General features: G+C 68.9%; 20 protein-coding genes and 2 pseudogenes. 15 read left to right on the plus strand and 7 right to left on the minus strand.

Features of this window, described 5'->3' with window-relative positions:
- The first annotated feature begins 240 nt into the window (after positions 1-240).
- On the plus strand, positions 241-1,446 hold the full coding sequence (locus AB0M62_RS11905) for an MFS transporter (RefSeq protein WP_366074019.1): 1,206 nt from the start codon (positions 241-243) through the stop codon (positions 1,444-1,446).
- A gap of 64 nt (positions 1,447-1,510) precedes the next feature.
- Positions 1,511-1,645: pseudogene (locus AB0M62_RS11910) on the plus strand (orotidine-5'-phosphate decarboxylase); the annotation flags it as partial.
- A gap of 221 nt (positions 1,646-1,866) precedes the next feature.
- On the opposite strand, the gene AB0M62_RS11915 reads toward AB0M62_RS11910, so the two are convergent.
- Positions 1,867-2,355 (minus strand): GNAT family N-acetyltransferase, encoded by a 489-nt coding sequence (locus AB0M62_RS11915; RefSeq protein WP_366074020.1) that lies wholly within the window; start codon positions 2,353-2,355, stop codon positions 1,867-1,869.
- 268 nt (positions 2,356-2,623) lie between these two features.
- On the opposite strand from AB0M62_RS11915, the gene AB0M62_RS11920 reads away from it, so the two are divergent.
- Together AB0M62_RS11920 and AB0M62_RS11925 are read left to right on the plus strand one after the other, a co-directional pair.
- Positions 2,624-4,264, plus strand: a complete 1,641-nt coding sequence (locus tag AB0M62_RS11920; RefSeq protein WP_366074021.1) for a hypothetical protein — start codon at positions 2,624-2,626, stop codon at positions 4,262-4,264.
- Between the two features lie 25 nt (positions 4,265-4,289).
- On the plus strand, positions 4,290-4,925 hold the full coding sequence (locus AB0M62_RS11925) for a hypothetical protein (RefSeq protein WP_366074022.1): 636 nt from the start codon (positions 4,290-4,292) through the stop codon (positions 4,923-4,925).
- A 162-nt stretch (positions 4,926-5,087) separates the two neighbouring features.
- On the opposite strand, the gene AB0M62_RS11930 is transcribed toward AB0M62_RS11925, so the two are convergent.
- Entirely contained in the window at positions 5,088-5,705 is a 618-nt protein-coding gene (locus AB0M62_RS11930; RefSeq protein ID WP_366074023.1) for an SMI1/KNR4 family protein, read from the minus strand.
- A gap of 242 nt (positions 5,706-5,947) precedes the next feature.
- On the opposite strand from AB0M62_RS11930, the gene AB0M62_RS11935 reads away from it, so the two are divergent.
- From AB0M62_RS11935 to AB0M62_RS11950, 4 genes are all read left to right on the plus strand, one after another.
- The gene (locus tag AB0M62_RS11935; RefSeq protein WP_366074024.1) at positions 5,948-6,400 is read left to right on the plus strand and encodes a hypothetical protein; all 453 of its coding nucleotides are present in this window, start codon (positions 5,948-5,950) and stop codon (positions 6,398-6,400) included.
- A gap of 123 nt (positions 6,401-6,523) precedes the next feature.
- Positions 6,524-8,368 (plus strand): polymorphic toxin-type HINT domain-containing protein, encoded by a 1,845-nt coding sequence (locus tag AB0M62_RS11940; RefSeq protein WP_366074025.1) that lies wholly within the window; start codon positions 6,524-6,526, stop codon positions 8,366-8,368.
- 71 nt (positions 8,369-8,439) lie between these two features.
- A complete protein-coding gene (locus AB0M62_RS11945; protein ID WP_366074026.1) occupies positions 8,440-9,264 on the plus strand; it encodes a hypothetical protein in 825 nt (274 codons plus the stop codon).
- Positions 9,265-9,370: 106 nt separating this feature from the next.
- The gene (locus AB0M62_RS11950; RefSeq protein WP_366074027.1) at positions 9,371-10,153 is read left to right on the plus strand and encodes a hypothetical protein; all 783 of its coding nucleotides are present in this window, start codon (positions 9,371-9,373) and stop codon (positions 10,151-10,153) included.
- Here the strand turns inward: AB0M62_RS11950 and AB0M62_RS11955 are convergent.
- Together AB0M62_RS11955 and AB0M62_RS11960 are read right to left on the minus strand one after the other, a co-directional pair.
- Complete coding sequence (locus tag AB0M62_RS11955) at positions 10,132-10,506, minus strand: DUF192 domain-containing protein (RefSeq protein ID WP_366074225.1); 375 nt, start codon at positions 10,504-10,506, stop codon at positions 10,132-10,134. The two genes, AB0M62_RS11950 and AB0M62_RS11955, sit on opposite strands and share 22 nt — an antisense overlap.
- 137 nt (positions 10,507-10,643) lie before the next feature.
- Positions 10,644-11,189 (minus strand): annotated as a pseudogene (locus AB0M62_RS11960) (crosslink repair DNA glycosylase YcaQ family protein); the annotation flags it as partial.
- 360 nt (positions 11,190-11,549) lie between these two features.
- Here AB0M62_RS11960 and AB0M62_RS11965 point away from each other — a divergent pair.
- Together AB0M62_RS11965 and AB0M62_RS11970 are read left to right on the plus strand one after the other, a co-directional pair.
- A complete protein-coding gene (locus AB0M62_RS11965; RefSeq protein WP_366074028.1) occupies positions 11,550-11,897 on the plus strand; it encodes a helix-turn-helix domain-containing protein in 348 nt (115 codons plus the stop codon).
- A 76-nt stretch (positions 11,898-11,973) separates the two neighbouring features.
- Positions 11,974-12,747: an A24 family peptidase gene (locus AB0M62_RS11970; RefSeq protein WP_366074029.1), complete on the plus strand. Its 774-nt coding sequence runs from the start codon at positions 11,974-11,976 to the stop codon at positions 12,745-12,747.
- 161 nt (positions 12,748-12,908) lie between these two features.
- On the opposite strand, the gene mgrA is transcribed toward AB0M62_RS11970, so the two are convergent.
- Positions 12,909-13,955, minus strand: a complete 1,047-nt coding sequence (gene mgrA / locus AB0M62_RS11975; RefSeq protein ID WP_366074030.1) for an L-glyceraldehyde 3-phosphate reductase — start codon at positions 13,953-13,955, stop codon at positions 12,909-12,911.
- Between the two features lie 126 nt (positions 13,956-14,081).
- Between mgrA and AB0M62_RS11980 the strand changes: the two genes are divergently transcribed.
- The 5 genes from AB0M62_RS11980 to AB0M62_RS12000 all read left to right on the plus strand — a co-directional run bounded on the left by AB0M62_RS11980 (position 14,082) and on the right by AB0M62_RS12000 (position 19,814).
- Positions 14,082-14,843: an isoprenyl transferase gene (locus AB0M62_RS11980; RefSeq protein WP_366074031.1), complete on the plus strand. Its 762-nt coding sequence runs from the start codon at positions 14,082-14,084 to the stop codon at positions 14,841-14,843.
- A 306-nt stretch (positions 14,844-15,149) separates the two neighbouring features.
- Entirely contained in the window at positions 15,150-16,466 is a 1,317-nt protein-coding gene (locus tag AB0M62_RS11985; RefSeq protein ID WP_366074032.1) for a PhoH family protein, read from the plus strand.
- A gap of 444 nt (positions 16,467-16,910) precedes the next feature.
- Positions 16,911-17,606 (plus strand): transglycosylase SLT domain-containing protein, encoded by a 696-nt coding sequence (locus AB0M62_RS11990; RefSeq protein WP_366074033.1) that lies wholly within the window; start codon positions 16,911-16,913, stop codon positions 17,604-17,606.
- Between the two features lie 115 nt (positions 17,607-17,721).
- On the plus strand, positions 17,722-19,089 hold the full coding sequence (locus tag AB0M62_RS11995; RefSeq protein ID WP_366074034.1) for an AI-2E family transporter: 1,368 nt from the start codon (positions 17,722-17,724) through the stop codon (positions 19,087-19,089).
- Positions 19,086-19,814: a hypothetical protein gene (locus AB0M62_RS12000; RefSeq protein ID WP_366074035.1), complete on the plus strand. Its 729-nt coding sequence runs from the start codon at positions 19,086-19,088 to the stop codon at positions 19,812-19,814. Before AB0M62_RS11995 ends, AB0M62_RS12000 begins: the two co-directional genes overlap by 4 nt.
- A gap of 74 nt (positions 19,815-19,888) precedes the next feature.
- Here the strand turns inward: AB0M62_RS12000 and AB0M62_RS12005 are convergent, their stop codons facing one another.
- Positions 19,889-20,425 carry an alkyl hydroperoxide reductase gene (locus AB0M62_RS12005; protein WP_366074036.1) on the minus strand — a complete coding sequence of 179 codons (537 nt, stop codon included), beginning with the start codon at positions 20,423-20,425 and terminating at the stop codon, positions 19,889-19,891.
- Between the two features lie 3 nt (positions 20,426-20,428).
- On the minus strand, positions 20,429-20,983 hold the full coding sequence (locus AB0M62_RS12010) for a peroxiredoxin (protein WP_366074037.1): 555 nt from the start codon (positions 20,981-20,983) through the stop codon (positions 20,429-20,431).
- Positions 20,984-21,088 lie beyond the last annotated feature (105 nt).

Raw genomic sequence — 21,088 nt, forward strand, 5'->3', positions numbered from 1 at the left:
CGATCTGAGACTGATCTTGGGTGACATCGCGGTGAGACAACAGAGAACCAGCAGGTCACAGAAGATCGACATGTCATCGGCGGCGAGACCCTACACCAGGTCCGGACCGTTGCGCCCCTTGCGGTCCGGACCGCCGCTATGTCCGCCATGCGGCCGGACGCCACATGAACGGGCCGGCCGCTACAGGGCGCGCGCAAAATGCAATGGTCCGGCGCTCAGCCATCCGGGAGGATCCTCCGGGTGGAAACGAGGCCCGCCGGGGCGCTCCGGCTGATTCGAGCGAACCGGCCGTTCAGCGTGCTGTGGACCGCCCGCACGGTGTCCTTCCTCGGCGACTCGCTCAGCCTGGTTGCCCTGATGCTGTACGTCGCGGACTCAACCGGGCAGGCCCTGGCCGTGGCATTGCTGCTCCTCGTCGGCGACTTCGCACCCGCTCTGCTCGGGCCGCTGACCGGCGCGATCAGCGACCGGTTCGACCACAAGCGGGTCATGGTCACCAGCGAGCTGGTGCAGGCGGCGCTCATGGCGCTGGTCGCGCTGTGGATGCCCTCGATGCCCGTACTCCTGGTGCTCGTCGGGCTTCGCGCCATCGCGGGCCAGATCTTCCAGCCCGCCTCTCGCGCCATCGTCCCCACGCTCGTACGCGACCGGGACCTCGAGGGTGCCAATGCCGCTGTCGGCCTGGGCACCAACGGCGGCGAGACGCTGGGACCGCTGGTCGCGGCGCTGCTCCTGCCGCTGCTGGATATCCGCGGGGTGCTGCTCGTCGACGCGGGCACCTTCCTGCTGTCAGCGGCTCTGCTGGCCCTGCTGCCCGGCACGCGGCCCGCATCGTCGATCGAGAGGACCACGACGATGTGGAGCGAAACGAAGGAGGGACTGCGCTACATCGTGGCTACTCCGCTGCTGCGGGTGATCGGGCTCGGTTTCTTCGCCGTGGTGGGGTTCAACGCGATCGACGACGTCGCACTCGTCTTCCTGGCCAGGGACACCCTGCACGGCGGCGACTCCGCGGTCGGTCTGCTGCTGGCGGCGGTCGGGATCGGACTGTTCGCGGGCTACGCGCTGCTCGGCAGCCGGGGGCCGAAGTTCTCGATGACCGTACTGCTGCTGCTCGGCTTCGCGGTGAGCAGTACCGGCAACTTGCTGACCGGCCTGGCCTGGTCGGTGGCCGCCGCGTTCGCCGTCCAGGCCACGCGCGGCCTCGGCATCGCGGCGATGGACGTGGCCACCAACACCCTGATCCAGCGCACGGTACCCACGGACCTGATGGGCCGGGTCTTCGGCAGCCTGTACGGGGCGGTCGGCGTGGCCGCGGCGATCTCCTATCTGGGCGGCGGGGTACTGCTCGACCTCACCACGCCACCCGTGGCATTGATCGCGGCGGGCACGGGAGGCCTGGTCGCCACCCTGGCCACGGCGCTGGCCCTACGTCGGGCGGGGTGAGTGCGGCTCGGGTGACGGCGACTTTCCACGCCTCCGCGTCCTGGCTCTGACCGTCGTCACCAGCATGACCAGCTCCGATCTCGCTGACGTCGGCGTCAACGACTCGACCGAGGAGCAGGTGCTGCGCATGGCCCGACTGGCGCAACACGCTGGATGCCACGGCGTGATCGCGTCACCGCGGGAAGTCACGCCACTTCGTGGTGCGCTGGGACCTGACACCCTGATCGCCACGCCGGGAGTCGCGCTCCCCGGAGAGTCCCCGTCCGAGCACGCCCGGCCCGGCACACCGCGTGGCTGCCATTGCCGCTGGTGCGTCACATGTCTTTGTGGACCGGGCGGTCACCCGTGCGGCGGACCCAGTGGCCGCAGTGCGACTCGTCCGCGCAGGACTCCCGCCGGCCCCAACTGGCCCCCGTCCGCTCAGAGCGCCATATGCATGATGTGCAGGCCCACAAAACCCTTGGTCGGGTGCCGGAAGCCCTCCGGGAGCGTGCCCAGTACCTCGAAGCCGATTGACCGGTACAGCTTCACCGCGTTCTCGTTCGTCTCCACGACCGCGTTGAACTGCATCGCCCTGTAACCCGCCGCACGCGCCCACTCCACCGTGTACTCGCACAGCGCCCGGCCCACGCCCCGTCCCGAATGCTTCGGGTCCACCATGTAGCTGGCACTCGCGATGTGCGAGCCATTGCCCATGTGGTTGCGGTTCATCTTTGCCGTACCAAGGACCACACCTGCGTCGTCCACGGCGACGACCGTGCGGTTCGGGTCGGACACCAGCCACCAGTCCTGGCCGTCCTCCTCGCTCAGGTCGAGCGGATACGTGAAGGTCTCGCCCGCGGAGACGATCTGTCGGAAGAACGGCCAGATGGCGGGCCAGTCCTCCGCTGTGGCTTCTCTGATCAGCATGTGGACAGGATGCCGGTGCGACCAGCGCCTCAGCCAGCCCATTTCGGCCCGCCCGGGGCTGAATCAGTCGGCAACACCACGGACCCACCGGTCCCAGGGTCAACTTCAGGCCCTCCCAGAGGTCGACTTGGGCCCTCGGGCCCACGCCAGGCGCAGTACCCGCTCCTACCGTCCTTCACGACCGGAACCGGACCGAAGACCGGTCCGGACCGGAAACCGGACCGGTGGAGAACAGGCCGGCACGACCATGACGGTGGGAAGGCGGACCGTGAGACCGAGCCGAGGCACTGGCCGGAAAGGCAACCGGCCACCCGCCCCCCACAGCGGCGCCCCCGACAGCGGTACCCGCTCCGTCGACCGCGGCACCCGCGCCCTCGACCGCGGCGCCACCGCCCTCGACTACCTCGGCATGGTCGTCGTGGTCGTCGCGCTCATCGCCGGTATCGCCGCGACCAGCGTCGGCGGCGCCATCACCGGCGGTCTGCACACCGCCATCTGCCGCCTGTTCGGCGGCGACTGCGGCAGCGGCCCCGAAGCCGCCGGGACGCCCGGCAAGCAGGACAAGGACTACGAGCCCACGCTCTGCAACACGTCCACGACCGAGGAGAAGGCGGGTGCCGAGGCGAAGATCGCCTGGTTCTCGTTCGGCAACGAATACGGCTTCCAGGAGCAGGAGTTCACGACCCCCGACGGCAGGACCAAGGTGTTCCTCACCTTCACGGACGCCGCCTCCATCGGCGTCAAGGGCTCCCCGAAGGCCGGCGCGCGGTTAGGGAAACTCGGCGGCGAGAAGGTCGAACTCGGCGCCGGTATCAAGGTGACCATCGGCGACACCTGGTTGTTCAACAGCAGGGAAGAGGCCAAGGAGCTGCGGGACGACGTCGAGCGGCTCAAAGCACTTGAGCTGTCCAACCGCCACTCCGCCGCACACGGCGGCTCCGCCGGCAACGGCCTGCTGGCCATCTTCGGCAAGGGCCCCATCGCAGAGGAGGCGAACCTCCGCGACAAGCTCAACAAGCGTCTTGGCGACCAGCACATCACCTTCGGCAAAATCGGCCTCGAGGGCACCGGCGACCTAGCGCTGAAGAAGGCGCAGAAGAGCGAGGACGGACTCGCCCTCCAGCTCGGGGGCAAACTCAAGATCGCCCCGGAGGCGACGATCACCAACAACAACGCGACGCAGCCGCCGACGAGGGGCTACACCTACCAGTTCCAGCTGGAGTACGCCGGTACGGCCGAGCTCACCTTCGGGCCCCTCAGCGACAAGGTCGAAAAGGGGCAGATCCGGACCGGAACGATGACCGTGATGCGTTACGCGGACGGCTCGGTCGCCCGGATCGACATCACCCAGTCCATGGAGACCCGCAGGACCGAGAACGGCAAGATCACCGGCGACCGGAACGCCGGCAGCGGGGACACGGACGCGGCCGGAAAACCGAAGAAGGACAAGGCCAGTGCACAGGGCTCGGACAAGGACCGGGAGACGCACGTCGTCACCAACAGTCTGACCTTCCCGCCGCCCGGGGACGCGGCGACGGAGAGCGATCCGCGCAAGGTCGCCGAGGTCAGGGGCAACCGCGAAATCGTCGAGAACTGGCTGGACGGTTCCGGCGACAATGCCGCCCCCTTCACGTACATCTACGGGGACAGGGCACCTGACCGGCTGCCGGCCGAGGCGGCCGACGACTTCGGCCGGTTGATGTTCCGCGACGGGATCTCGAGCTACCAGCGGTTCATCGGATCGATCTCCGCCGAGGAGTACGGGTTCGAGGTCAACCTCGGCCTCAGCCTCGGCGCGAAGATCAGCTTCGAGAACAGCCACATGGAGCTGGAGGAGGCGAAGTTCCTGGGCGCCCCCAAGGCCGACGGGACCAGGGCGTACACGCCCTACAGCTACTGTGCGAACTGACCGGGCGAGCGGGAGGAGAGACGCGATGTTGCCAGGTGCGTACACGAACTCGCATTCCTACGAACCAGCGCATAAACCTCCGCATGAGCCCACGCACGCCTACGCCAGGAGCCTGGCGGCGGCCACGATGGGCATGGCCGGCCTGCTCGGCGTACTGAGCGGATGCGGGGCGGCCCAGGACGGCCCGTCCGGGGCCGGCGACGGAAGGCAGACGCTGCGGGCCGGGGCGGTCTCGCTGTCCTGTCCGGAGGGATGGACGGAGCTTCCCGCCCGCAGCCGAGGCGAGGCCGATGCCGCCGCTGTGCTGGTCGAGGGTACGGGCAAGAACCGGGACGAGGTCGCCAAGGTGGCCGTACAACTGCGCTTCATGAAGGCGGGTGACGCGGCCACGGCGGCGGCCGGGGCCATGGCCTCGGTACAGCCGGGTGCGAAGATCAACGGCAGCAAGCAGTTCCGTATCGGGGACCGGGACGCCGAGCGGATCGACTACACGTACGCCGTCGGCCAGGGCGCCGAGCGGGTCCGCGGCGTCGACGTCGTGACGATGGACCCCGACGACGAACCGGTGCTCGTACGGATCAACGCCACCGGGAACGCCCTGTCCGACGCGGAGATCAACCGCATCGTCACCAGTGTGGCGGTCACCGGCCGGGGGGCCTAGGCCCCTGTCCGGGCGATCTTGTCGGGCCCGCGACGACAGCTACGGCACCTCGCTGCGTTGCCGGAGTCGCCCAAGTGCGTCCGGTACGGGGGCGATCCTCCGCCTTGCGATGCGCCGCGTCCGACGCCGCGGGCTGATTCTCGAAGATTGCCCGGACAGGGCCTAGCCGACAGCGACACCCGCGTACGGATCCGGCTCGCCCGTGTCCGGGTTCAGCCCGGCCTGCCAGCGCCGCTGCTCCTCGCGCCAGTGCACGAAGCGCGGTGGGGCCCCGTCCCAGAAGACGAGGCTGACGGGGCACTCCTCGAAATTGTCGAGGAAGAGTTTGCACAGGAACTCGGTCATTCCGTACGGATGGACCGTGAACCTCGACGAGGTATGACGGCCGACGACCAGCACCGGCCAGCGATCCGGATCTTCGTCCGTGGTCAGCCAGCACAGGATGTCCGGGCCGGCCGTGACGCCCCACGCCAGGATGGCGTCGGGGTCGATGCCGAGAGAACTCCGGCCGCCGTCGGTCTCCCACGCGTAGCGGGCGTTCGCCGTCTCGCTCGCGATGCAGCCGGGCTCCCATTGCGGGCCCTGCTGAGGCAGCGGCAGCAGTACACCGGCCTCGCCGTTGATTCCACCGCCGCCGTAGGCCGCCATGAACGCCATGTAGTCGGCCGGGAAACGGGTGTTCCAGACGGCTTCGGCAGCCGCCCAGTCCACCTGCTCATCGGCGCCGTGCACCGGCGGCATGAGCTCGGCCAGCGCTCTGACGTGTGGGTTTTTCCCCATTGCCGCTACCCCTCTCCTGTGCCGCGCGCCTCGGTCCAGCGCGGTCAAGAATGCCGTACGCAGCCGGAACCCCCGCACCTGGGCCGCCCCGGGCCCGCCGCTGGGGCCGCCGCTGGGGCCGCATCCGGCGATCGCGGTGGGCCCAGGGGCCCATGGCCCCGGAGCGTCCGCTTCCGTACAGTTCCGCGAACCCGCTCGCCCGCGGCCACGTTCGACGACTACCCGCGAAAGGCAGCCACCCCATGCGCAGCAGCTCGCAGGAGCCCTACCCCTGGCAGCGCAGCCGCCCCGCGCGGGCCCCGGCCTTCTTCGGGCTGATGCGCGCCTGGGCCACCGGCATCGTGGTTCTGCTGCTCAGTCAGTACATGCTCTGGAGTGCTGTCACCGAACCACTCTCCTCGGCGGAACGCACCGGGTCCTTCGGCTGGCGGCTGTTGCTCTTCCACCTGCCGACCCTGCTGTGCGCTCTCCTGGTCACCCTGGCAGCCTCCCGAGCCCACCCGGAACCGCACCGTGAGCATCCTGTCCCGCACTTGGCGGCAGCTCTCACCGTCCCGCTGGTGAACCGGGCGGCGGACATGGCCCTGAACTGGCAGGTGCTGTCGGTGGAGGGCATCGCCGCCCCCACGGCTGCGGTGCTGGCCGGGTGTGCGATCGCGGTCGTGCTGGACCTGGCGATGGACGGCCGGAGATAGCGGGAGCGCCGTACCCACGCCAACGCCCGGCTGTGAGGCCTTGACCGGCCGCTCCGATTTGAGGTCCCTGGTTGGGCCTGCAGGCCCATGCGTCGAGGTGACCCGCTGCCTACGGTCGTGAGCATGCCTGCTAACCGTGACCGGAGCCGAGTCCGCCGGGCCGTGAACGCCGGTCGTCCGCACGGCTGTTCTCCGCGGCGGATGTTCCGGCTCGGGGTCGCCGACCGTGGCCAGACGGCGGTGGAGTACCTGGGTCTGGTGCTGGTGGTCGTGGCGCTCGTCGGCGGGCTGGTGGCGACCGGCATCGGTGCCGAGCTGACGGCGAAGATCGGCGCGCAGGTCTGCCGGCTCGGGGGCGGCGCGGACTGCGGTGGCGGCGATCCGCAGGCGCGGAACGGCGGCGAGGACGGCGGCGAAAACGGGACCGGCGAGACCGACGACGGCAAAGGCGACGCGACCGACGCCGACGCCGGCGCCGACGGTACTGAAACCGGCGACAGCGGTACGGGGGACACCCACCCCGTCGTCACCGATCCGCTGGAGAAGACGCAGGCTGAAAAGGACTACGACGCCGCGCTCAAGGAACTCCAGGACGCCGAGGGCGAGTACGAGAAGGAGAAGCAGAAGGCCGTCGAGGCGGCAAAGAAACTCGCGGCCATCCTCGCGGAAGAACTCGGCATCACCGACGCGGTCAAGTGCTTCACCGAAGGAAACGCCGCATCCTGCGGCGAGACCGCGATCAACATCGTGACCTCGCTCATCGGCGGCCTGCCGGCCAAGGTCCTCAAGAAGTACGGGTGGCCCACCCAGTGGAAAAAGGGCAAGGAAGTCGTCGAAAACCTGATCAAGCACGGCGGCGACACGATCAGTGGCGCCAAGGGAATGTGGGACGCCAAGAAGAAGATCGACCGGCTCAAGGGCAAGGTCGAGGACCTCAAGAAGAAGCTCCCCAAACGCGAGAAGAAGCCCGACGATCCGAATGCTCCGGACAAGGCCGCCTGCCGCACCGGCAGGCACAGCTTCCTTCCGGGTACGCAGGTGCTGCTCGCCGACGGCACGCGTACCGCCATCGAGGACGTACGGCTGGGCGACCTGGTCACCGTCACCGATCCGGACCGGGGGCTGACCACCGCACGCCCCGTGGTGGCGCTCATCACGACCGAGGACGACAAGGACTTCACCGTCCTCACCGTCCTCGACGACGGCGACGGGGATGGGCATGCCAGGGACGGCGGCCGTGCGGGGGGCCGCCGTGCCGGGGACAGTGGCGCGGTCACGCTCACCGCCACGGACACGCACCCGTTCTGGCTCGCCGACGAGCGCCGTTGGACGGACGCAGGAGACATCAGGCCGGGAGACCGGCTGCGCACCTCATCGGGTGCGGACCTCCCGGTCACCGCGGTCGGGCACTTCACCGAGCGCCTGCGGACCCATGACCTCACCATCGGGGGAATTCACACCTATTACGTGGGCGTGGGCTCGGCCAGTGCCCTCGTACACAACAACAACCCGTGCAAGAAGCGCACGGAACAGGAATTGCGCGACCTTGCGGACGATCTGCAGGGGAGTTCTTCCGAGTACCAGAAGAAGGCCGGCAACGACTGGGACGTCAAGAACAAGACCACGGCCGTGATCCGAGCCAGGTTCCCCGACGGAAAGGGCGGCTGGGTCGAGAAGAACGTGGTGGCAGCCAGCGGCGAGGGCCTGTCGCTGGAGCAGATCAGCATGGCCAGGCAACTCGGGGACGTTCCGGTCGAGATGAACAAGAAGGGATACACACACGCCGAACACAATGCACTGCTTGCCATAGACAAAGCCGGCGGTGTGCCGATTGCGGGTGGTGCATCGCGCAGTGTCTGTTCCGAAGTCTGCGGTCCGTTCATTCGCGGTACGGGCGGGCGCATTTCGGGCAAGGTGTATTCTAAGGAACGCGGAACCAAGATCCGGACGTTCTACTGGCTGGAGTGACGGTGCTGGAGAGTGTGGAGAGTTTCGCCGGTTCGGCATCTCTCGTCCATGCCAGGCTGTTTGCGGCGTCCTTGGCGGAACGAATCTGCGCCGTGCTCCTCTGGACCGTATCCCGCGACTCGGGCCGGGAAGGGGATCTGCGTACCTACCGCCGCGCACTGGACCTCCTCTGGGATTCCCAGGCCGACGAGAAGTCGGATCGTGCCGAAGCGGCTGAACTGCGCGGGGTGATCGAGGGACTTGAGGAACTGTCGCGGGGCGACGAGAGCGTGGGAGCCGCGGCATACGCCCGCCAGGCCGCCGTCGGTCTCCACACGGGCCTCGGCCTGATCGTCGCCCAGAACCCCTCCGCCGCGATCCAGTCGTCCTCCGTCGCTCGCAACTTCGCCTTCAGGCTGGGCCGGCGTACCGGGACCGACGACCTGCTGACCCGGGAGGACGAAGCCCAGGCAGCCGACGTGGCATTGCTGTCGGGGGCGGGGGACGGTGACGAAGCGTCGGCAGCGGCGGACCGACTGCGTCGGGTCTCCGCGGGGATCGGCGGGGACTACCTGGCTGTGGCGATGGCGGAGTACGGCGACGAGGCGGACGAGCCGCGAGTGGGCAGGGACCAGGGCCAGGACCGGGACGAGTGCCGCCAGGACCCGGACCCTGAACCGGTTCCGGTTCCGGTGGGGACCGTCGGCCGGTTGCTCGCCGGAGAGGGCGCGGGCCGCTATGTGCTCGTCGAACGACTCCCGGGCGAGGCCGGCGAATCCGGTGGCTATTTGATCCAGACCGCGCTCGACCCCGCCCTGGAGAAGAACAGCGTCGGCGAGTGGGTGGAAGACCCGCGTACCGTCCGGTCGCACTTCGAGGAACGCGGCTGGGTGGTGGAGTGGGGCACGGGGGGATGACCTTGGGCCCGGCTCTGGGTCCGTAAGCCCATGCGTCATGTCCGTGCCCGTTGTTAGCTTGCGAGCGAGCGAGCGACGGCCGGTACGGGCACGGGAGTGGTGGGGAATGAACGTACGCACGGGACGGTGGCGCATGGCTTTGATGGCGGCCGTGGCGGCGCTGGCGATGGGCTGTACGGCTGCGTGCTCGGGTTCGGCCACGGGTTCGGGTTCGTCGGACGGGGATACGAAGCCGAACGCAAAGGAACGCAAGCGCAAGCAGGAGCAGAAGCAGGAAGAGAAGCAGAAGCAGAATCGGGGCCAGACCGACGACAACGTACGGGGGCCCCTCACCGCCGCGGAGTTGGACAAGGCAGCCCTGGCCACCGGAGACGTCGCCGGATACACCGTCACCACGCTGCCCGGCAGCCCGCCCGCCGGTGGGAAGGCGGACAAGTCGGCCTGCCTCCCGCTCACCGCCGTACTCAACGGCAAACCGGAGCCGCTCGCGACCGCCACCGTCTACCGCCGGCTCGCAGGCGGCAAGGACGAGCAGACGGTCGTCACGGAGTTCCTCGGTTCCCATGCCTCGAACCGGGAGGCCGCCCGGGTACTCGGGGACTTGCGGGCCGCGGTCGGCGCGTGCGCGGGCGGCTTCACGGCCAAGGGGGGCGAGGACGGCCCCTCGAAGTACACCGGGGTGAAGGAGCTCGACACGGCGAGGGCCGGGGACGACGCGCTGGCGTACCAGCTGACCGGGGACTACGAGGGCGAGCCCGTGCCCTTGGTCTTCCACGTGGTGCGGTCCGGGGCCACTGTCGCCACCTTCTACACCGCGAACCTCGTGGACGCGAAGACGCCCGACATCCCGGCGGTCCTGCTGACCGCTCAGGCGGACAAGTTCGGCTGACCGATGCTCACGCGCACCCCGGGCCGCAGGCCCCAGGCCTCCATCGCGCCGGCTTCCGCCTCCAGCACGTGCCGCGACCGCAGCCGCGGCAGTCCGAGGCGTCCGGGCTTCATGGTCCGTACGGCGATGACGTTCAGTTCTCGGTCCAGATACGCGACGTCGATCGAGAAGCGCATCCGGAACGTGTGCACACTGCCCGCCGGCGTCAGAAGGATCGCCCCGTCGACACCGTCCCGGCCGAGCAGCCCGCGGGTTCTGGCGCGGTACGAGGCCGCGATCTCCAGCCCTAGGCCGTCGGCGTCCCGCCCGGCAATCCTCAGCTTCCCCGTGCCGTCCTGCCAGCGCCGCCCCATGGCTCCCACCCCTCCCGTCGGATGCCGGGTGAGCGTACGCCCGCCGGCGGCGGCCGGCAGCCGCATTGTCCGGATCGACCGGGCGAGACGGATGAGCGGACGCGCCGGATCGGCCGGACGCCGCATCCGGGGCGCGGTCAGGCGTGCCCGCCGACCGTCACCTCTCCCACGGTCAGCCGTGGTTCCCCCTGCAGAATCTCGCCTGTCCGCTCCACCTCTCCCGCCAGGGCGCTCCGCTGCGCGGCGGTCAGGGCAGCCAGCGGCTCGACCGTGACGTCGATCCGCCGGCCGGACCTCCGCTGGTGCCAGACGCCGGCGGCGGTCCCGTCGATGAGCAGGACGGGTAAATTGCCGGCCTGGCCGCCGGAAAGGGCGCGCGTGTATGCGGCGCCGGGGTTAGAGCAGCTCGCGGGGCTGGGAGGCGATGACGTACGCGTCGAAGTACGGCAGAAGGCGCAGCCCGCGCGGGGGAGCGGACGGGAACTCGGTGTCGCCCGCGACGACCCAGGCCGACGGAAACCCGAATTCCGCTCCGCACTCCACCCGCTCGATGCGGCCCTCGTCGGCGAGCGTGCCGAACAGTCCGGCCGCCCAGCTTCCGGGCGCCGCCAGCCACTTGGCGAAGTGCTGCGGGTGGCGGGCCCGTACGCGTACAGATAGCGGTGCACCAGCTCGGCGAGCGCCGCCGGTCCGTCGAGCGGCGTGGGCCGCGGTGGCGCCAGGTGATGCACACCGCCGCCCACCGCGGAGTGCTGGCCTTCGGACCCAACCGCGGTCGCAACGTCACGTACGTCAACACCCGCTGCCTTCGGCCGGCGTGGACCTCTTGGCAGGTGACGCGAGCGACTGGCGGGAAAGGCGACGGGCGTTGGCCGCGGTCCAGGACACCGTGGTGGTCGTCATGAGGTGACGCTAACCGTCATACAGGTCAGATCCCGACCTGTATGCGGTGCCGGCATACTGCTCTGGCCTGGAGTACGGTCGGATCAGTAAGTATCAAGTAGGCATTCACGAGGTATGGCGACATACGCGAGGAGTTGGCCGTGGCCAAGGGCAAGGTCTCGTACAGCTGTGGGCTCGACGCGGCGGTCGACGTCGTGGGCGGGAAGTGGAAGCCGCTGATCCTTTGGGCCCTGCACGACGGCACGCACCGCTTCGGAGAACTGAAGCGGCATGTGGAGGGCGTCAGCGAGAAGATGCTGATCCAGCAGCTTCGCGAACTGGAGGCGGACGGCATCGTGCACCGCGAGGTCTACCGGGAAGTGCCGCCGCGGGTGGAGTACTCGCTCACCGAGCTGGGCCGGGCGCTCAATACGGCACTGCTGCCGCTGGGTGATTGGGGCGAGACATACATGGAGCGAATCGTGGCCAGCAAGGAGAGCGCGGCCTGACCGTCCGCCGCCGGCGGGCTGCTTGTTGGGTCCCCGGGCCCATGACCCGTGCCGCGCAGGTCCCTAAGGTCTGACCGTGGACCTGCTGCTGATCGTCCTCGCCGCCGGCTTCGGTGCGGCCGCCGGCCTGCTGCTGCCGCGTGCGGTGTACCGGCTCGCCGTCGAGCCGGACGTCCCGTGGCGTAAGGAATGCCCGGCGGGCCACCCGCTCACCGGTCCGGCCGCGGGATGGCTGGGCGCCGCGCGCTGCCGTCCCTGCACGGTGGCGCCGCAGCCGCAGCTGCCCGGGTCGCGCGACGCGGGCGGGTACGGCGTACGGCCGGTCACCACGGCTACGGTCACCGGCGGCGTGTGCGCGGCGCTCGCCGCGGCCGCCGGGACCGTGCCCGAGGTGGTCGTATGGGTGCTGCTCGCGCCGGTCGTCGTCCTGCTCGCCCTCGTCGACCGTGCAGTGCACCGGTTGCCCGACGCCCTCACCCTGCCGTTGTCCGCAGCGGCCGCAGCGCTCCTCGGGGTCGCCGCCCTGGTCCCCGGCGCGGCCGGATCCTGGCGGTCGGCACTGCTGGGCGGGCTCACCCTCGGCGGTGCCTACTTTCTGCTCTTCCTGATCAACCCGAACGGCATGGGCTTCGGCGACGTCAAGCTGGCGCTCGCGCTGGGTGTAACTCTTGGGTGGTACGGGTGGGGGGTACTGCTGCTGGGCGCCTTCGCCGGCTTCCTCTACGGCGCCGTGTACGGGCTGGGCCTTGTCCTGCGGGGCCGAGCAGGCCGTAAGACGGCGATGCCCTTCGGCCCGTTCATGGCCGCCGGGGCACTCACCGGGCTACTGCTGGGCGCTCTCGCAGCGTAATCGCGGCGAGCCGGTGCGCGCGGTATCCCTTACGAAGGGTTATGGTGGAAACCCCCCCTCGGGCCGGTCCGTATCCCCCCCACGGACCGGCCCGTTTTTGTTCCCACGCTCCTGTGAGCCGGCCGTGAGCCTCTGGAAAGAGGGCCGCGGTTACCCCGCTCTCAGCCCCGGTCGGCCCAGATGTTCGTACCCGGGGTGGAGACCGCGAAGGTGTCGATCTCCGCCAGCTCCTCGTCCGTGAGCCTGGGACCGGCCAGTGCCGCGACATTCTCCTCGAGCTGCCTCACGCTCGACGCGCCGATCAGAGCCGAGGTCATCCGGTCGTCCCGCAGTACCCAGGTGATGGCGAGCTGTGCCAGCGACTGGCCGCGGCGCTGAGCGACGTCGTTGAGCCCGTTCAGCCGGCGAATCACCTCGTCCGACAGCAGCTTCGGGTCCAGCGACTTGCCCTGCGTGGCGCGCGAGCCCTCCGGAATGCCCTTGAGGTACTTGCCGGTGAGCAGCCCCTGGGCGAGAGGCACGAACGAGATGCAGCCCATGCCGGCCTCCTCCAGCGTGTCCAGCAGGCCGTCGTCCTCCGTCCAGCGGTTGATCATGGAGTAGGAGGGCTGGTGGATGAGCGCGGGGACGCCCATCTCCTTCAGCAGCTGGGCCGCTTCCGCCGTCTGCTCCGAGTTGTAGGAGGAGACTCCGACGTAGAGCGCCTTGCCCTGCTGCACGGCGGACGCCAGCGCGCCCATGGTCTCCTCGAGCGGGGTTTCCGGGTCGAAGCGGTGCGAGTAGAAGATGTCGACGTAGTCGAGCCCCATTCGGCCGAGCGAGGCGTCGAGCGAGGACAGCAGGTACTTGCGGGAGCCCCATTCGCCGTACGGGCCGGGGTGCATCAGATAACCGGCCTTGGTCGAAATGACCAGCTCGTCCCGGTATGCCGAGAAGTCCTGGGCGAAGATCTTGCCGAAGTTGAGCTCGGCGGAGCCGGGTGGCGGACCGTAGTTGTTCGCCAGGTCGAAGTGCGTCACGCCCAGGTCGAACGCGCGGCGCAGGATCTCGCGCTGGGAGTCCAGCGTCCGGTCGTCGCCGAAGTTGTGCCAGAGGCCGAGGGAGATGGCGGGGAGCTTCAGACCGCTGCGCCCGGTGCGCCGGTACTCCATGGAGTCGTAGCGCGAGGGGTCTGCCCGGTACGGATGGTGGAGAGAGGAATCAGTCACGCTTCTCTCCCTATCACGGACTTGTGACACACCTGGGTTGGGCCGCCCACAGCCCTGCGCAGTAGTGTGGCGGCTTCGGGGGAGACTGATACGCACGGAGTCATTGCACGGAGGGGCAAGAAGATCGTGAACCTGCGCGACCTGGTGTACGGGCTCTACGCACGCCGGGTGGAAGGCCGACTGGACCACGCCCAGGTGCCCAAGCACATCGGCGTCATCCTCGACGGCAACCGGCGCTGGGCGAAGGCGTCCGGCGGTACGACCGAGCAGGGCCACCAGGCCGGCGCGGACAAGATCCTGGAGATGCTGGGCTGGTGTGACGAGACCGATGTCGAGGTCGTCACGCTCTGGATGCTGTCCACGGACAACCTCGACCGGCCCGAGCAGGAGCTGCGCCCCCTCCTCGGCATCATCGAGAACACGGTCCGCAACCTCGCCGCCGACGGCCGCTGGCGCGTCCATCATGTGGGCACCCTCGATCTGCTGCCCGGCCGCACCCAGTCCGTACTGAAGGAGGCCGAACAGGCCACCGACGGCAACAGCGGAATACTCGTCAATGTCGCCGTGGGCTACGGCGGACGCCAGGAGATCGCCGACGCCGTACGCTCGCTCCTTCTGGAGCACGCGGACAAGGGCACCTCCTTCGAGGAGCTCGCCGAGATCATCGATGTCGAGCACATCTCGGAGCACCTCTACACCCGCGGCCAGCCGGACCCCGATCTCGTCATCCGTACGAGCGGCGAGCAGCGCCTGTCCGGTTTCATGCTCTGGCAGAGCGCGCACTCCGAGTACTACTTCTGCGAAGTCTTCTGGCCGGCCTTCCGCAAGGTGGACTTCCTCCGTGCCCTGCGTGACTACGCGGCCCGCCACCGCCGCTACGGCTCGTAGGGGAACGTCTTCACCAGTCGTTCACGAACCGTCCGTCATATGCCATGGCATGGCGGCGCGCGTTCGAGGGAATACCCCTCCCAGGTCGACGTCCGAAAAGCACCGTCGGAGGGCGTCGCATCTCAGTGGACGGCATGGGGCCGTCCGCCCGGGAGGCCCTTTGCACCAGGACGACCGTGTGGTTCGCACGAACCTCGTGGACGCGACGGAGGGCCGGCGCTCGGCCCGCGCATCGTGGCCTGAGCCCGGTCCTACTCCCCGCGACGCCGTCGCACCCCGACCTCATCCGAGGGGGTACGTCCTTCCGTGGTGACCAGTACAAAGCGCCGCATGCCCGACAGGCGCACCTACGTTCTCGACACCAGCGTCCTGCTGGCCGATCCGAACGCCGTGACCCGCTTCGACGAGCACGAGGTCGTGCTCCCGATCGTGGTCATCACGGAGTTGGAGGCCAAGAGGCACCATCCGGAGCTCGGTTACTTCGCCCGGCAGGCGCTGCGCCTGCTGGACGACTTCCGTATCCGTTTCGGCCGCCTCGACGCCCCCATCCCCCTGGGGGATCTGGGCGGCTCGCTGCGCGTCGAGCTCAACCACTCCGATCCCGGCGTACTTCCGGCCGGCTTCCGATTGGGGGACAACGACTCACGGATTCTCGCGGTCGCACGCAATCTGCAGGCCGAGGGGTACGACGTCACGGTCGTGTCGAAAGACCTGCCGCTGCGCATCAAGGCCTCCTCGGTCGGGTTGCTCGCCGAGGAATACCGGGCCGAACTGGCCATCACCGACTCCGGTTGGACCGGCATGAGCGAAATGTCGCTCTCGGCGGAGCAGGTGGACCTCCTCTACTCCGAGGACACGCTGTACGTTCCGGAGGCGAGCGAAATGCCCGTCCACACCGGCCTGGTGCTCCAGTCCGAGCGCGGCAAGGCCCTCGGCCGTATCACCGCCGACGGCAATGTGCGGCTCGTCCGCGGCGACCGGGAGGCCTTCGGCATCCACGGCCGCAGCGCCGAGCAGCGCATCGCGCTCGACCTGCTCCTCGACCCCGAGATCGGCATCGTCTCGATGGGCGGCCGGGCGGGGACGGGAAAGTCGGCGCTGGCGCTGTGTGCGGGGCTGGAAGCCGTACTGGAGCGCAGGCAGCACCAGAAGGTGATGGTCTTCCGGCCGCTGTACGCGGTGGGCGGGCAGGAGCTCGGATACCTGCCCGGCACCGAGGCCGAGAAGATGAGCCCCTGGGCGCAGGCGGTGTTCGACACTCTCTCCGCCGTGGCCGGCCGTGAAGTGATCGAGGAGGTACTGGGCCGCGGCATGCTCGAGGTGCTGCCGCTCACCCACATCCGGGGCCGCTCCCTGCACGACGCGTTCGTGATCGTGGACGAGGCGCAGTCTCTGGAACGGAACGTCCTGCTGACCGTTCTGTCCCGGATCGGGGCCAACTCCCGAGTCGTCCTCACCCACGACGTCGCCCAGCGCGACAACCTCAGGGTCGGCCGGTACGACGGAGTGGTGGCGGTGGTCGAGAAGCTGAAGGGGCATCCGCTCTTCGCGCATGTCACCCTCACCCGCTCGGAGCGCTCGCAGATCGCCGCCCTTGTGACCGAAATGCTGGAGGAAGGGTAGGTCTCTGCACCTTTGGCCCCCTTCCTGTAGGACGCCGCAGAGGATCCTCCAGGCAAAAGGGGCAAGGCAGTTGGCGCCGCCCGGCAAGGCCCAGGAGCCTAGCCGGGCGGCGCCGCGCTGCGCGCCTCTTTCCGTAAAACTCCTGGGGCAAACGAGGTGTGAGGTTTCACACGCAACGGGGAATTGCTTCGCGGCGTCGCCTTCCGGCAGAGTCTTGCTTCCGTCAGGCCCCGCATACGGCACACCTGTACCTCCTGAGGTACGGAGCACCACACAACTCAACAGCCGTAAGCCGTATGCCGCCCGAGCACCACTCGGCACTCCTCGCAAGGGAGTTGCCCACGGGCCCGTGCCTCCAGTGACCAGTCGCAATCGGAGGCCAGCGTCAGGGGCACGATTGCGTCCGCGAGGTCACCGCTGCGGAAGCTGCTGGAAGGACACCGTGTGAGCCGGATCTCGGTCCGGGGATTCGCCGTGGCATCTGCCACTGCGGTCACCACAGTCGGCGCCGTCGTGGGTGTTGCCTCGGGCAACACCCAGCCCTCGAACGATCTCGAGGCGACCGCAGCCGGCACGACACTCCTCACAGACATACCCGTTGGCGAGCAGGCGCAGGTCCAGACCGCGTCTCTGACCCAGCAGGCCGACGCCCAGGCTGCCGCCGCGGACACCGCGGCCAAGAAGTCCGCCGAGGAGGCCGCACGACTGCAGGCCGCCAAGGACGCCAAGGCGAAGAAGGAAGCCGCCGAGGAGAAGGCGGAGCGGGAGCGCGAGGCAAAGGAAGCCGAGCAGGCTGCCAGCCGTTCCGCGGCCCGCGACGCGTCATCGTTCTCGGTGCAGAGCTCGTACACCGTCGAGCAGGTCAAGGCAATCGCGCGCCAGATGGTGCCGGCCGACCAGTTCCAGTGTTTCAGCAACATCGTGAACCACGAGTCCACCTGGAACTACCGGGCGCAGAACCCGTCCTCCGGTGCCTACGGCCTCGTCCAGGCGCTGCCCGGCTCCAAGATGTCCTCCGCGGGCGCCGACTGGCGGACCAACCCCGCGACCCAGATCAAGTGGGGCCTCAACTACATGGACAGCCGCTACGGCAGCCCGTGCGGTGCCTGGAGCTTCTGGCAGGCCAACCACTGGTACTGACCAGGCCCGACACCCCGAAAAGGGGCTGGTCGACGTCAACTTCGCGGAGCCCCTCGCCGTCTCTACGGTGAGGGGCTCCGTGCGTGTACGGTCGCCCCGGGGGAAGGGAAGCATCATGTCGAAAATGCCAGGCTGGCTGGGCCGCCTCGGAGCCGGGCTGACCCGGATGGAAGAGCGCCTCAACGAGCGCCGCGCCGCAAGCCAGGCGGACGACGACGAGGACATGGCCGAAGCGGACCACGCGGATCACGCCGGTCATGCGAGCCGTCCCCGGGAAGCCCCTGTCCAGGCATCGGCCTCGGCTCCTGATCACGTACCCGCGCCGCCCGCCTACGCACCGGCCGTCGCGGCCAGGCCGCACCCCGTGGACGCCGTCCCCTGGGGCGTGCGGGTCGCGGCCGAGGCGAGCTGGCGGCTGCTCGTACTGGCGGGCATGCTCTGGGTTCTGATGCGGATCATCAGCGAGATCCGCCTGGTGGTACTCGCGTTCGTCGCGGCACTCCTGATCACCGCGCTCCTCCAGCCCACCGTCGCCCGGCTCAGGCGGCTCGGCCTGCCGCGCGGACTCGCCACGGCCGTCACCGCCGTCGCCGGCTTCGTCATTATCGGACTCGTCGGCTGGTTCGTGGTCTGGCAGGTCATGGAGAACCTCGACAACCTCTCCGACCGGGTGCGGGACGGCATCGACGAACTCAAGCGCTGGGCGCTGGACAGCCCGTTCCACGTCACCAACAAGCAGATCAACGACATCGCGCAGAACCTCAGCGACACGGTCGGGACGAACACCGAGGAGATCACCTCGGCGGGACTCCAGGGCGTGACCGTGATGGTCGAGCTCCTCACCGGCATGCTCCTGGCGATGTTCTCGACGCTCTTCCTGCTGTACGACGGCAAGAGCATCTGGCAATGGGTCCTCAAGCTCGTGCCCGGCCAGGCACGTCCGGGGGTCGCCGCCGCCGGGCCGCGTGCCTGGCGCACGCTCACCGCCTACGTGCGTGGCACGGTGATAGTGGCCATGATCGACGCGATCTTCATCGGCCTCGGCATCTACTTCCTCGATGTCCCCATGGCCGTACCGCTGGCCGTCTTCATCTTCCTGTTCGCCTTCATCCCCCTCGTCGGCGCGGTTGTCTCCGGAGCGCTGGCAGTGGTCGTCGCCCTTGTGACCCAGGGCGTGTTCACCGCGCTGATGGTGCTGGTCGTCGTCCTCGCCGTCCAGCAGATCGAAGGCCACGTACTCCAGCCGTTCATCCTGGGCCGCGCCGTCCGCGTGCATCCCCTCGCGGTGGTCCTCGCCGTCGCCGGGGGTGGCCTGGTCGCGGGCATCGGCGGTGCGGTGGTGGCGGTACCGCTGGTGGCCGTGACCAATACGGTGGTCGGCTCCCTGCGGGCGTACTCCCGCGAACAGACGCTACGCATCGGCCCGGCGTCCCACGGCGCCACGTCGTTCGAGCCGGCGGCGGACCGGGAAGGACAGTCGTGATCTCCGAGCCGGAGATGGTGGGGGAATTCGGAACCACGGAACTGGCCGAAACCATCGGCCCGGAGGCCGACGAGCCGCGAGGGCCGCGAGAGCTCCGCGGCCTACGACCCTGGCTGTGGGCCCTGGGCGGGGCAGTCGTGGCGTCCGCCGTCTGGGCGGGCGGCCTCTATGCCCTGTCCGGCGACGACCGGGGGCCGGACCTGCGCGGGTACCGGGTGAACGGAGACCTGTGCGACGAGGCGCAAGTGCCCGCGCTGGCCCGGGAACTCGGCAGACGGGAGGACGAACCGCTCGGAGCGGTGCACCCGCACGCTGCCGTGGACCGGGCGAACTGCTCGATTGCCTTCGGGGAGCCGACCGCGTCCAAGGACGGCTGGTTCCTGGCGTACTCCGCCTGGGCCGCCGTGGAGCTGCACAAGGAGACCGACCCGGCGGCGGAGTTCGAGGCGAACCTCGTACCGCACGAGTTGTACCCGGGTGTGGTTACCCGGACGGAGGTTCCTGGTCTCGGGGACCAGGCGTTCGTGGTGACCGACGATGCCCTCACCGGGCCGCAGCTGGTGGTCCGGGACGGAGGAGCCGTGTTCACCCTCCGGGTCGAGGTGAGCGTAAATTACGACGGGGAGGACCCGCCCACCGGGGAGTCTCCCGAGCCCGCCACCGATGGCATCCAGCGTCTGATGATCGAGGACATGCGGGCGCTCATGAGCGCGCTCGGGCAGTAGCCGGCACATACAAAAGGGGCCCGTGGACCGGATGACCGGTCGCGGGGCCCCTTCTCGTACCTGCGTACGGGCGACTACTCGGCAGCGAGGGCGGCCTCGGAGTCGAGGGTCACGCCGACCGCCTGGATCACCGAGGCGATCTTGAAGGCTTCCTGGATCGTCTCGCGGTCCACGCCGGCCTTGCGGAGCACCTGCTCGTGCGAGTCGAGGCACTGACCGCAGCCGTTGATCGCGGAGACGGCGAGCGACCACAGCTCGAAGTCGACCTTCTCCACGCCCGGGTTGCCGATGACGTTCATCCGCAGACCCGCGCGCAGCGTCCCGTACTCGGGGTCCGACAGCAGGTGCCGGGTCCGGTAGAAGACGTTGTTCATGGCCATGACGGCGGCAGCCGACTTGGCGGCCGTGTACGCCTCGACGGACAGGTTCGCCTTGGCCTCCGGCTCCAGCTCACGCAGCACCTTCGGCGAGCGCGAGGCGATCGCGCAGGCGAGGACGGTGCCCCACAGCTGCTGCTGCGGGAGGTCGCTGTTGCCGATGACCGAGCCGAGGTTCAGCCGCAGGTCCTTGGCGTAGTCCGGGATCGCGGACTTCAGCTCGTCGAGGGCCATGGGTCACTCACCGGCCAGCAGCTTGACCGGGTCGAGGGTTTCCTCGCCGGACTTCCAGTTGCACGGGCACAGCTCGTCGGTCTGCAGGGCGTCGAGGACCCGCAGGACCTCCTTCGGGTTCCGGCCCACGGAACCGGCGGTCACCATCGTGAACTGGATCTCGTTGTTCGGGTCGACGATGAAGACCGCACGCTGCGCGAAGCCGTCCTCGTCCTCGACGCCGCAGTCGCGCATGAGCTCGTGCTTGGAGTCGGCGAGCATCGGGAAGGGCAGGTCACGCAGGTCGGCGTGGTCCTTGCGCCAGGCGTGGTGGACGAACTCGGAGTCGCCGGAGACACCGAGGATCTGACAGTCGCGGTCGGCGAACTCGTCGTTCAGGTTACCGAAGGCGGCGATCTCGGTGGGGCATACGAAAGTGAAGTCCTTCGGCCAGAAGAACACCACGCGCCACTTGCCCTCGTAGGACTTGCTGTGGATCTGGGCGAACGCCTTGTCCGCGTCGAGGTCGACACAGGCGGTCAGGTCGTACGTGGGGAACTTGTCACCGACGGTGAGCACAAACTCTCCTTGCAATGAGGAAATACCCTTTTTGGGGGTTTTCCACGGGGGCTGGACGGATCACCGATGGTGGCATGTCAGTCATTGATCGCGGAAATAGCTAGA

The sequence above is a fragment of the Streptomyces sp. NPDC051219 genome, from assembly GCF_040682335.1.
Classification (GTDB): Bacteria; Actinomycetota; Actinomycetes; order Streptomycetales; family Streptomycetaceae; genus Streptomyces.

Bases quoted from the DNA above. Each gene is read 5' to 3' on its own strand.
- AB0M62_RS11915 (WP_366074020.1), bottom strand. From the start codon at position 2,355: ATGCTGATCAGAGAAGCCACAGCGGAGGACTGGCCCGCCATCTGGCCG.
- AB0M62_RS11925 (WP_366074022.1), top strand. From the start codon at position 4,290: ATGTTGCCAGGTGCGTACACGAACTCGCATTCCTACGAACCAGCGCAT.
- AB0M62_RS11930 (WP_366074023.1), bottom strand. From the start codon at position 5,705: ATGGGGAAAAACCCACACGTCAGAGCGCTGGCCGAGCTCATGCCGCCG.
- AB0M62_RS11940 (WP_366074025.1), top strand. From the start codon at position 6,524: ATGCCTGCTAACCGTGACCGGAGCCGAGTCCGCCGGGCCGTGAACGCC.
- AB0M62_RS11995 (WP_366074034.1), top strand. From the start codon at position 17,722: ATGTCGAAAATGCCAGGCTGGCTGGGCCGCCTCGGAGCCGGGCTGACC.
- AB0M62_RS11950 (WP_366074027.1), top strand. From the start codon at position 9,371: ATGAACGTACGCACGGGACGGTGGCGCATGGCTTTGATGGCGGCCGTG.
- AB0M62_RS12005 (WP_366074036.1), bottom strand. From the start codon at position 20,425: ATGGCCCTCGACGAGCTGAAGTCCGCGATCCCGGACTACGCCAAGGAC.
- AB0M62_RS11955 (WP_366074225.1), bottom strand. From the start codon at position 10,506: ATGGGGCGGCGCTGGCAGGACGGCACGGGGAAGCTGAGGATTGCCGGG.
- AB0M62_RS11935 (WP_366074024.1), top strand. From the start codon at position 5,948: ATGCGCAGCAGCTCGCAGGAGCCCTACCCCTGGCAGCGCAGCCGCCCC.